The following is a 12,924-nucleotide window of genomic DNA, read 5'->3' on the forward strand; positions in this document are numbered from 1 at the left end:
CTTATCTGCCCAAAAAACCTTCCCTCGACATCTACCCCAAAGACTTACCTGCCCTACCTCCTGCTGTTTTTTAACTCTGTCGAATTCACGTTATTTAAGAAGCAGAATACCCTGCAGGAAGACGCTTTACGTTTGTGAAGAATTGAAAAGAAGCATATTTTTGAGTGCTTTAATTGGAGAGTCGTAACTCAGCTTTAATTTTCTCAGCAATGGAGTTAGCTTCCAAGCGAATCTGATCAGGATTAACCGTGAGCATTTTGCGTCTATGCATTAAAACTTGCCCGTTTACAATGACGGTATCAACATCCTGAGCATCCGCTGCGTAAACAAGATGCGAGATGACATCGTAAAGTGGGGTCAGGTGGGGTTCTGTGAGTTGGACTTGAATCACGTCTGCTTGGAGTCCCACTTTAATCGCACCTATTCTATCTGCTAAGTTGAGTGCTTCTGCACCGCCGAGTGTTGCCATACGCAAAACTGTCTTGGCTGGTACAACTGTGGGGTTAAGAGTTGTTCCCTTATGGATCAGGGCGGTAAGGCGGATTGCCTCCCACATATCAAGATCGTTGTTTGATGCGGCTCCATCCGTACCTAATCCAACCTTAACTCCTGCTTTTAGCATTGCTGGTATCGGTGCAAAGCCAGAAGCCAGCTTCAAATTCGAGTCAGGGTTGTGGATAACACCAACACCGCGTTTTGCCAACAAATCAATTTCATCTTCGTTAGGCCACACCATATGTGCAGCAAATACGCGCGGCTCCAAAAAGCCAAGATTTTCCAGGTGTTGCACTGGAGTTGCGTTATAGCGTTGTTCGACATCTTTGACTTCGGTTTGTGTCTCCGCCACGTGAATTGTCAGCGGGACATCGTATTGACGCGCGGCTCCTATAGCCTGTGTCAGATTCTCCGGTGAGACGGTGTAGGGAGCATGGGCAGCAATAGCTGGTATGATACGTGGGTTCTTGCCTTTCCAGCGTTTCACAAAATCCACCGCTGCGGCAAATGCATCATCCCATCCTTGGAAACCAGGGCTGGGGAAATCTATAGATGACGGTGCAATAACGGCGCGTAAGCCACATTCATTAACCACTTCTGCTGCCACATCTGGCTCAAAATACATATCAACAAAAGTCGTTATTCCACTACGGATCATCTCCCAGCAGGCAAGTTGCTCACCAACTCGGACAAAATTTTCGTCAACGAACTTCGCTTCCGCTGGGAAAATGTAATTCTGAAGCCAATCCTCCAACGCTAAATCGTCCGCAAGACCGCGAAAAAGCACCATTGCCGAGTGAGAATGGCCGTTAATAAGACCAGGCATTAGTACCATTCCCTCACCTGGTAATGTCGTGGCAGCTTTGTAAGATGCCACTATCTTGTCTTTTGTATCTACTGCAACAATTTTGCCGTCCTGAATTGCGATCGCGCCATTCTGGATGACGGGTTGTGCCTCGTTCATGGTAACGACAAAATCCCCACCCACGATCAGTTCTACATTCTGCTTTCCTCGATTCTTGAAGTTATGGAAGTTATGATTGCTCTGAGCAATGACTATCGGACTAAAAAAGATAAAACACGCTGTACAAAGGAAAAGAACTAACAGCTTGTAGTATTTTGGAGACTGGCGTATCACACTATTCTCCTCATTTTTGTTTATTCGTAGTTTTACCATCCGTCTAATTACGAACCTACAACTAGACGAATTTCTAGCTGATAGTACCCTCTAAGGAATTTTGAACTGAAAATCTCAATGATAATTTAACAACACGGAATTTTAGGCAGATTTTTCCGTATTAGCTTCTTATCATTGAAGATTAATTAGAATGGCATCGAGTTACTATACTTTAGACGGAAGACGGACTTAAATATATACGCTTTCAACGAGCAAGGCAGAAGACGCACCAGTATACTAAACTCGCAGCCTAAGTACTACTTTTGTTGCCATTCCTGCTCAGGCGATCGCACAAATGACGGTCTTCTGCTTTGACATTTGCACTATTTTTTAAATAATCCCCGATCCAATTGCACCCTTCCAGCAATAATTTCTCTGGGCTGGAATCAATATCTAAATTCCAAAGAATGACGTTACCAATTGAGTCTGATGAGGCTAAAACCCGACTATCAGCACTAAAACTCAGACTTTTTACCCCAGCGCTATGTCCGCCAAGAGTTTGCAACACTTCGCCCTTGCGGTTCCAAAGCTTAACTGTCATATCTTCGCTGGCAGTGACGATCATCTGTCCATTAGAACTGAAAATCACAACATTTACTTCACCTTTATGTCCCCGGAGAGTCAGCAATTCTTCGCCCTTTCGGTTCCAAAGCTTGACTGTTTTATCTTTACTAGCAGTTGCAATTATGTCGCGAACAGGACTGAAACTAACTGAATTGACTCCTGCTTGATGCCCTCGCAGGGTTAACACTTCTTTCCCTTGAGTGCTCCAGAGTTTGGCTGTACCATCTTCGCTGGCGGTAGCGATAATTTGACCATCGCGGCTAAAATTCACACTTCTAACAGCAGCCTCATGCCCTTGCAGGGTAGCAATTTCTTGACCTGCCAGATTCCACAATTTGGCAGTTGTATCCCAACTTGCACTAGCAAGAGTTTGACTGTCAGGACTAAAAGTCACGCTCCTAACATCTGCTTGATGTCCTCGCAGTGTCGCCAGTTCTTTTCCTTGTCGGTTCCACAACTTTATGGTTTTGTCTCGACTGGTAGTAGCAATGAATTTACCATTAGGGCTGAATTGTAAACTTCTCAAGGTATCGTCATGACTGCTCAATCTAGCTAGTTCTTGTCCTTGCCGATTCCACAGTTTAGCCATTGTATATCTACCAGCACTACCCAAAGTCTGACCATCAGGACTAAAACTGACACTAGCAGCCGCAGCATCACCAAGGTTGAGTCTGAAAGAGTGGGATTTATTGCCTAAATTCCACAATCTTACCATCCCGTCTTCACTACTACTAGCAAGAAACTGACCATCATTACTAAAGTTGACACCCCAAATTGCATCTGTATGACCTTGGAGAACTTGTAGTTGTTTTCCTTGACGGTTCCATAGTCGGATGGTTTGATCCCAACCAGCTGTAGCAATAGTCTGACCATCGCGATTAAAGACTACACTACCAAGAGTGTCAGTATGTCCGCGCAAAGTCACTAGTTCTTTTCCCTCTAAATCCCAAAGTTTCGCGGTTTTGTCCTTACTGGCAGTAGCAATTGTTTTGCCATCCTGACTGAAATTAACGTACATTACCCAATCGCGATGCCCCTTGAGTGTCACCAGTTCTTCACCGTTCAGGCTCCAGAGTTTTGCAGTACCATCACGACTAGCGGTAGCGATCGCATTCCCCTTGGGACTGAAACTAATTGCTACAGCAGGTGCATTATGCGTATGAAACGATCGCAATTCTTTACCTGCCAAATTCCACAATCGCATTGTGCCATTCCACTCCATCCCTGCTACCATCTTGCGATCGGGGCTGAAGCCTACACACGCTACCCAATCGTTGTGAGGTAAAGTCAGAAGTTCTCGACCATCCTCAACCCGCCAAACTTTAACAGTTTTATCTCGACTGGCACTAAGGAGCAACTTGCCATCAGAGCTAAAATTCACACTCCAGACACCATCAGTATGTCCCCGCAATGTATGAAGTAGCTTTCCGTCACGCCGCCAAATTTTCACAGTCTTGTCCCAACTGGCAGAAGCGAGCTTTTGACCGTCGGGACTGAATTTCACCCGTGTGACTACATCTGTATGCCCTACTAAACGATTGCTTTCGCGCACCCAATAGATAGACTGCCGCAATGCCTTTTCTAACTGTACTGTCAAGTCTGTACCTACATGGTTCCATCCCAATTGGTTCAATTTAATATTTGCTTTGATACTTTCAACCAAGGCATCTAAATTTTGATCAGACTTAAAAGCAGCTTCTGATGAAAGAATCAGTGTTTTAATCTCGCCAATATTTACCTGTCGTTTTTGTTGCGCTGTTTGCCATGTCAACAATCCCGATAATCCTACTAAGGTAGCAGCTGCTACCGAAAGTACTGTTAATCCCATCAGTCCGCGCTGAATGGTTTTCTTGGCTTGCTGTTGAGCGTTGAGTAATATTTGATTTGCTTGCTCCGATGCAGTGAGTGCAATCTGTACCTCTCGTTTATCCAGTTCTTCACTAGCAGCTAAAAATCGGTAATCTTGATTACTTAAGCTTTTTCCCTTCGACCAAGCTTGAGCTGCTTTGAGCGCTTCTCCCCGCAGGAGATAGGTTTCATTTTGATAATTATAAGCTACCCAAGCATTCAGTAAATCTGCGTAAGGTCGTAATTTATTTAATTGCTTTTCCACCCATTCAGAGTTAAAAACTTCTTGATAGATGCGGTTGTAAACTCGCAAATAACCCTGTTTTTTGACAACCAACCCCGATAAAAGTAACTCAATTTTTTCTGGAGAATCATCAGCAGGAACACTGCCATCTTGGAGAATTTGCTGATATAGTCCTAGCAGTCTGCTGGCACGTTGCTCGTTGCTCAGTAGGCGATCGCGTATTGTCCTCAGATGGGGTGGTTCGTCTTGGGCTGCCCAATTTTCGATCAGATGCGATCGCACAATTGCAGACACGCGATCGGCAATTTCTTCATGCTGCGTTAATATCTCCCCCATCAGTTTTTGCAAAAACGGGTACTCAAGAGTGGGAAATTTTTCTTCCCTGCGGCTTGGCACCCCGCTCTCCCATTTCTCCTGCTGTGCTATCAAATTACACAACTTCTGAGTGAGAAATGGCTGTCCTCCCGTCCAAGCAAGTATTTCCTTCAGCACTGCCTTGGGATTGTCTACCAAATCAGCCAATCCTACCTCTAACGGTTTAACTTCATCCAAATCAAACCCATTCAACTCAATTGCCCGACCAATATTAAAAGGTGTCCGGGTTTTATCTACAATCAAATCCGAGGGGGTTGCTACTCCTAACAAGGCAAAAGTGAGACGTTCGCGTTCGTGGCAAGCCCGGATTAATGCAAAAAAATCATCAGAATTAAATGGTAAGCTGAGGGTACTGTCGATTTCGTCGAAAAAAATCACGATTGGTTGAGCAATCAACTCTGGCAGTAAGTTTTGGAGTAACTCACCCAAACGACCGACAGGCGATAAATATTGTCTTTCTGCTAACCAACTGCGGACATTAATTTGCCCAGATAACCCTAAACTTCGTACCAGACGCATAATAATGTCAGCGTACCACTGGTCTGGCGTAATATTTCTGTTTCCTATTCCAGATAGATCAACCGTTGCACAGGCAAAGCCATCCTCTTGTAGTTGCTTTGCCACCTGTACCCGCAGGCTAGACTTTCCCATTTGACGGCAGTTGAGGACGTAACAAAATGCACCTGATTTTAAAGCCTGGTAGAGTTCTTTATCCGCTTGGCGTATGACATAGCTAGGTGCATCTACAGGGAGACGACCGCCAACTTGATACTCGTAGGGTGACAACAGTTCGTGCATTCGGATTGCCTGCGTCATTTATCAAAGCTTGACTGAACTTATTTTTAAGGCTTGAGCGGTCAATTGTCCATGTAGAAAAGTTAAGGATTTTGAAGTAACCCGCCAGAGAATAAATTCTCTGGCTAGTAGCATAAGTCAGTTAAAACTGACTCAAAGATGTTCTAGTCAGATTTATCTGACTTCAACTCTCAGCCAAGAAATAAATTTCTTGGCGGAATGAAAAGCTGGTACAAGATATAAGCTAAGAAACCGAGAAAAGAGTGAATTAAGAGTAGTTCTATAAAGAATTTAGCGTCTACAAAAATTAGATGTGTATATTTAATAATCACAAATATAAAATTAATAATTTTACTTAAATAAAACCCAATTTTAGCTAAAACTTAAGTTGATAAATCCTTAATTTTTCTGTATGGACTATTATCTAAAACACCATCAATAATGTTAATCATAGCTACCGATTAATGGTAATCAAAAGGAGAATAACAATGCCTATACCTCAAAGAAAAGTAAAAATTAGCCTGAATAAAACTGAACCAACAAAACTGACAACGGAGATATTACAAAAACAACTAGCAAGTATTGGGTTGACCTGTATATATACAGAAAAAGAGAACCTTAGCGCATCCATCAGTGAAGTAAAGAGTAAACTTCCCAGCGGAGTTATACAAACTTATGGCATTAAATCATATAAACAAAGTGAAGACGGCAAAGCATTCTATACAAATGAGTTTGATGGTCAAGTTGATGTCGGCAGTTTATCCTACAATGGTTTGGAAAAAGCCTCAGAGGCAAATTGGGAACCTGATTCTTCAGCTTTGGGATATAGTACTGAATTGGAATATATCCAATTCCCGTCTCACTTTGATTATCTTGTCAAGAACAGATCGAGCTTTACTGGCATAAAATTTCAGCCAACTACGTACATGGGAAAATTTACATCTGTAGACTCAATTAAAAGTTTATTCGTAAATGTCGGAACTGTCGCTTCTGCAACTCTCGTTAAAGGACTTGATAAAGAATCTATCGAATCCGTATTGAGTAATGCGATCGCTCCCATTAATGATGCAAATGTCCAAGACTACAATGTCTCAGATAGTAGAGTCATATTTTTAGTAGAAAATTACAATCCAGAAACACGTGAAGCTGATGCGATCGGTGTATTAACAATCAACTGGCATTTAGTCATTAAAGATTACAAAAAGAAAAAAGATTCGCTTAAACATGATACTACTCTAACTATCTGGTCTCGCTCAGTGCTATACGATAGCATCGATGCCCTCAAAGCAGATGTTGAATTTGTCCAATCCCATCTCAAAAATAATCTGTTCCTTTTCAAGATACCCGCAAAACCTAGCACAGTAGAAATATTTCCTAGTTTACCTCCAGCAATTAAGGATACATTTAGCAAAAGCTTACCAAAAATTTCAAAAGAGGAATTTGTGGAGGTAATTGTTTTATACTCTCCTGATTTAGATAATATTGGCTCTTTAGATAACAGCAATTCCGATGCTGACACAAAGTATAGCAAAAGCGTAACTAGTGGTTTTACTTTCACAGCATCCCAATCTTTCAGCACAGAACTCTCGTTTGAGGCTAGTGCAGAGGTGGTAAAAGCTGGTTTCAAGATCGGATTCAACATCACTTTTACAGAACAATGGAGTGAAAGTACAACTGAAACTATGGAGTTCACTGTGCCAGCAGGCAAGAAAGCATTTACTTATCAAGGTTATCTGCTTTCTGCAATATTGAGATACGATCCGGCAAATGACAGTTATAAGTATGTTGATTTCAGCAGATTTATGACGAACATCTTAACGACTACTAGAACACCAATCGAAGCAGCTTCGTAAACAAAGATTTACTTTTAACTTTTGAGTCAATTCCTCGAATACAATTCGGGGAATTTTATTTTGACGTCTGAATTCTTCTTTTATTCACATCTTGTACCAGTCCCGACAGCTTAGAGGTGTTAGCCGACAAACCCTCGTTACCAGGTTGAACCTGGTAACGATAACTAGAGCTTCTGGCTCTTCTTGAATATTCATTTCCTGATACTAAAATAAAACTAATTACACACTTTCTTCTTAGAAACTAGGCGGGATAGGAAACAAAATCTGTTTCCTCCCGCCTTCATCTGTAACTTTAATTTTGCCTACCCAAATTACGAATTAGTTTAATGCCAGATAGTGTAATTTATACCACGATACTTCAGTTGACTAGAAGTATGGGCATGGGATTTACGTGTAACAGCAGGACTGGAAAATTTAATTTTTGTACCTCTATACATACCGATGCGATCGCTATTGGCTACTTTCACAACTGTAGAGTTAAATTCGTAATTAGCAGCCCGATAAGTTAATTGCATGACTTTGTTCTCCTGACCTGAGGATATCTGTGATTGATTCTTTTACTTATAGGTTGCAGACAAACAATAGTCGATACAGAAAAGTTAAGTATTTTAGCCACTTAACTTTAGAATATTGCAGTCGATGATTCCCCAGATAAATACATACTTTTTCTACTATACTAAATCACAGCACCAAGAGCTTGTAATGTTAAAACTGTAGCTTCCGTTAACCCTTTCACACCAGCAATATTCATCCCCTCATATAGCCTTTTTGCCCTCAATAATCTGATGCATTCGCCTGTTCTCACATCCCAAATTCTCACAGTTTGATCTTGAGAACCACTAGCAATGTATTGTCCATCTGGACTAAAGGCAATGCCAGATACTAAATGTGTATGTCCAATGCAGACATGGCGACATTTGCCTGTCTTCACATCCCAAATTCTCACCGTTTGATCGTGGGAAGCACTAGCCAGGGTTTTGCCATCGGGACTAAAAGCAATAGCAAATACCCAATTGGTATGCCCTGTAAAGGTTTTGAGACATTTAAGAGTGGAGATATCCCACAGTTTGATGGTTTGATCTGTACTGGCGGTGGCTAAGGTTTTCCCCTCTGGACTAAAAACAGCAGCGTAAATTCGAGCATTATGGGCGAGAATTGTTTTGATGCAGTTACCTGTTTGCGAATCCCATAATTTTACAGTTTGGTCGGCGCTGGCACTAGCGATAATTTCTCCACCAGGACTAAAGGCAATTCCCAGGATTTTTTCTGTATGTCCAGTTAAGGTTTTGAGGCGTTGACTTGTACTGTTATCCCACAGCTTAACCGTACAGTCGGCACTACCACTAGCAATTATTTTACCTTGGGGATGATAGGCGACTGTATCTATCCAATCGGTATGTCCGTGAAGAATTTGAAAGCATTTACCTGTGTCAACATTCCACAATCTGACTGAGGAATCTGTACTACCACTTGCCAAGATTTGTCCGTCTGGACTAAAGGCGATGCCATAAATAAAGTCTGTGTGTCCCTGTAATGTTCTTACGCACTCGCCAGTCTGCCAATTCCATAATTTGATTGTTTTATCGTTACTGCCACTCGCTAAGATCCCCCCAACCCCGCTTATGAAGGGGGGGATTGGGCTAAAAGCTACTGGTAACGCCCAATCTGTATTGCCATACCATGTTTTTAAGCATTGCCCGGTGTGCGAATCCCATAATCTCACGGTTTGGTCTAGACTTACACAAACCAAACTTTGACTATCGGGGCTGAAGGCGACAAAGCAGACTTCGTTTGTATGCCCATGTAAAGTTTTGATGCAAGTATGAGTTTGCGTATCCCAAAGTTTAACTGTATTATCGCCGCTACCACTGGCAAGTATTTCACCTTGGGGAGAAAATGCTACCGAGTAGACTCCGTTGGTGTGTCCAGTGTAAGTTTTTAAGCAATTACCTGTGCGATAGTTCCAAATTTTGATCGTGCGATCGCCACTGCCACTGGCTAAAATGTTTCCATCCGGACTAAATGCTACTGAACGCACCCAACCTTGATGTTCTGTTAGAGTAGTTGAACATTTACCTTTACTCACATTCCATAACTTAATTGTGCGATCGCTACTGCCACTTGCCAAGGTTTGCCCATCCGCACTAAAAGCCACACAACGCACCCAATCTTGATGTCCGTTGAGGGTGTTCAAGCATTTACCATCTTGAATATCCCATAATTTAATCGTGCGATCGCCACTAGCACTAGCTAAAATTTGACTATCTGGACTAAAAGCAACGCCAAATGTCTCGTGTTCATGCCCAATCAAAGTTTTAATACAAACTCCATCTCGCACACTCCACAACTTCACTGTTTTGTCAGCACCACAACTCGCTAATATTTCTCCATCAGGACTAAACACTACACAACGTACCCAATTGCTATGCCCCTGACAAATAAATAGCAATTTACCTGTTTTCACTTCCCACAAACGCACGTGACAATCAGTATCACAGGTTGCCAAAAGTTCACCATCTGGGCTAAAAGCAGCCGATAAAATATTGCCCAGAGTTTCCGTAAAAACGCAACTTGATAAATCTGAACCTGCAAAATTCAGATTATGCAAATTCACACCCTGAAGGTAAGCTTGCCAAACATTTAACTGAGAAAAATCAAAACCACTCAAATCAACTTGGGCATGGTGCAGCAAATTCAGAGCATTTCCCCCGGCATAACCTGTTATCTGAGTTGATTGCATCCGCAGTTGAGTGAGGATTTCACTGATATAATTTGCTATTTTTTCTGCACTACCAAGCTGGACAATTAATTCATCAATTATTGGTTGCAAAATTAAACTAATTTGAGTTTCTCTTACATAATCTTTGGCTTGGGCTTTCATCAAGGCATGGCTTTTAAATAGAGAAATTTTTTGACTAACTATTTCTTGACAAACACACTCAATTAATTGATTAGTGACATATTCCATCACCACAGGTTGCTGAGAAAAACCAGAAGAACTTTTTTCGATAAAAGAGCGCCTTTGCAAAGAACTGAGTGATTCTATGACTTCTCGCAGTGGTATGTGAGTAACAAAATCTGCTTGCAATTGTGCTAATGAAATTGGTTCCCGATTAATTGCCAGCCAATACATAATTTCTTGTTCCAAGTTGGTGAGGCGATGGAACTGTTGATTTAGCAAATCGCGGATATCATCAAAGATAAAATTACCTTGTTGAGAAATGGCGAGAAATTGGGAAATATCGCCGTCAAAAATATCATGAATAGAAGAAGCTACAATCTTCAAAGCTAGAGGATTGCCACCGTAACGGTTAATAAGTGTTTGCCATTCATCTTCTGTCGCTGTAAATGTGCCTTTGAGCTTGAATAATTCGCGCCCTGGAGTGTCTGGTAAACCCGTAAGTTGGAGATAACGCACAGGTAAAAGTTCCCCTTCAAACTTAGCAATACCTTGGGGTTTCTCCCGCGAGGTTAAGATGAGACTGCTTTGGTGTGAAGTATCAGCAATACATTGGAATAATTGACCGTAACCTTCATATCCTGTACGATAACGACCAGTGCGATCGCCTGCCTGTAAAATTGACTCAACGTTGTCTAAAATCAGCAAGCAGCGCGAAGCACGCAAACACTTCAACAATCGCGAAATTCTACCATCTAGATGAGTGGGTAAATTGGTTTCTTGCTGCCCAGATAAAAATTGAATCAGTTCTGCCAAAATATCTTCTATCGGTGCAGGATTACGCAAACTCCGCCAGATCACATACTCAAAACTCGGAATAATTTCCTGTGCCAACTTCACTGCTAGAGTAGTTTTACCAATTCCACCCATCCCCAGCAATGTAACTAAGCGGCATTTGTCCTCTACTATCCAACCTTTAACAGTATTTAATTCTGCCTCACGACCATAAAAAATGGAGACATCAGGAGCCTCACCCCAGTCTTGGGAAGTGGAGAGTGGGGAAAAAGATGGAGATTTGTTTGTTGTGTCTGGCTTTTCAATTACTTCTTCCCAGTCAATTTCCAGCACTTGGCAATAGGCTTTAAACGCCTCCGCATTAATTGGGTGCTTTCCTGCTAAAAAACGCTTCCAAGTACCTTCGGATATGCCAACCGCAAGAACCCCATTTTCTTGCCAATAAACTCCGAGCAGTTCGCTCGCTGACTCAATCCATCTAAAATCATCCACAGCCCATCCCTTAGCAATTCTAGCTTGCTTAATTTTTGTCAAACCTTGTTGAGAAGCTTTAAGAGTAGCCACGTTTTGCGATCGGGACTTAGGTACAAAATATATTGGCAGAAATTCAATGTTCTTTGCTATACCATAATAGACACGAGATGCCAAGATCAGTTTTACCAAATATTGGATATAGATCAAACTGATCTGGGGCAATTGAGATACTTCGTAAGATTATCGTTATAAAACGATGGAGAATAGTAATGCAATTTCATGCTGGAGAAATCGCAGTTCAAGCTCAAGCAGGAGTGCGAGAAGAAGCAAAAACTCTGCATCATCTCATTAGTAACTTGATTAAACCAGCTGCTCAAATTTTCCTCAGTACCCAACAATTAGCGATTGCCAGTACAGTAGACACCAATGGTAGAGTTTGGGCATCCTTACTCACGGGGGAGCCTGGTTTTGTCAAAGTATTGAACCAGCAAACAGTACAAGTTGATGCTATCTCAGTTCCAAGCGATCCACTGCATCACAACCTGCACGGCAATAATCAAATAGGTTTATTGGTAATTGATTTGACAAACCGCAAACGTTTGCGCCTCAATGGACAAGCCGAAATTCAACCCCAAAGACAAATAAACATTACAATTGAGCAAGCATTTTTTAACTGTCCCAAATACATTCAAGCCCGTCACTTAGAGCTAGAAACTACTGAATCATCGCCAGAACTGCAAATATCGATCGCGCAGACTTTGAGCACAACCCATCAAAACTTGATTGCCCAAGCTGATACCTTTTTTATCGGTAGTTACGCTCAAAAAGCCGGTGCAGATGCTTCCCACCGAGGAGGATTTCCAGGATTTGTGCAAGTCTTAAACAGTAACAAACTGGTGTTTCCCGATTATGCTGGTAACAATATGTTCCAAACCTTGGGTAATTTCGCTGTTAATCCTCAGGCAGGTTTGTTATTCATCAATTTTACTAAGGGACATATTCTGCAACTCACCGGAACAGTAAAAGTGATTTGGGAGCGAGAAAGATTAACTAGTTTTGCTGGGGCGCAACGTTTGGTAGAGTTTGACATTGAGCAAATTATCGAAACCCAAAATGCTACCCTTTTGCGTTGGCGATTTGGGAGCTATTCGCCAGCAAATCCTAGCTTTGATGAGTAGAGATATTTAAGACACATATAATTATTTTTTTGTCAAGCTCAGTTTTTCTGAACTTTAATTTGCTCCAAACTGATCTTTCCTGAGTGGGGATAAGAAAGTAAAGCTAAGAAAAGACTAAGGATAAAGTTCTTTAGTTGGTATCTTGCACCTACCCCTCCAACACACCAGAGAATCAATTCTCAAACCTTATAGCACAAGTCCGTTCAAACGAACTCAAAGACTGTTCT

Annotated in this window: 6 protein-coding genes; 2 read left to right on the top strand and 4 right to left on the bottom strand. The window is 41.8% G+C overall.

The annotated features are described in order from the left end of the window. Positions 1-169 precede the first annotated feature (169 nt). Positions 170-1,633, bottom strand: coding sequence for an amidohydrolase (locus QUB80_RS06305; protein WP_289788657.1), 1,464 nt, complete (start codon positions 1,631-1,633; stop codon positions 170-172). Between the two features lie 289 nt (positions 1,634-1,922). Next, on the bottom strand, positions 1,923-5,519 hold the full coding sequence (locus tag QUB80_RS06310) for a WD40 domain-containing protein (protein WP_502875282.1): 3,597 nt from the start codon (positions 5,517-5,519) through the stop codon (positions 1,923-1,925). A 467-nt stretch (positions 5,520-5,986) separates the two neighbouring features. Between QUB80_RS06310 and QUB80_RS06315 the strand changes: the two genes are divergently transcribed. Continuing rightward, positions 5,987-7,351, top strand: a complete 1,365-nt coding sequence (locus QUB80_RS06315; RefSeq protein ID WP_289788658.1) for a hypothetical protein — start codon at positions 5,987-5,989, stop codon at positions 7,349-7,351. Positions 7,352-7,674: 323 nt separating this feature from the next. On the opposite strand, the gene QUB80_RS06320 is transcribed toward QUB80_RS06315, so the two are convergent. Then, on the bottom strand, positions 7,675-7,866 hold the full coding sequence (locus QUB80_RS06320) for a DUF4278 domain-containing protein (RefSeq protein WP_016874791.1): 192 nt from the start codon (positions 7,864-7,866) through the stop codon (positions 7,675-7,677). 161 nt (positions 7,867-8,027) lie between these two features. Next, positions 8,028-11,609, bottom strand: a complete 3,582-nt coding sequence (locus QUB80_RS06325; RefSeq protein ID WP_289789089.1) for an NB-ARC domain-containing protein — start codon at positions 11,607-11,609, stop codon at positions 8,028-8,030. Positions 11,610-11,788: 179 nt separating this feature from the next. Here QUB80_RS06325 and QUB80_RS06330 point away from each other — a divergent pair, with 179 nt between their 5' ends. Beyond that, a complete protein-coding gene (locus QUB80_RS06330) occupies positions 11,789-12,697 on the top strand; it encodes a pyridoxamine 5'-phosphate oxidase family protein (RefSeq protein WP_289788659.1) in 909 nt (302 codons plus the stop codon). Positions 12,698-12,924: the final 227 nt, after the last annotated feature.

Source organism: Chlorogloeopsis sp. ULAP01 (assembly GCF_030381805.1).
GTDB lineage: Bacteria > Cyanobacteriota > Cyanobacteriia > Cyanobacteriales > Nostocaceae > Chlorogloeopsis.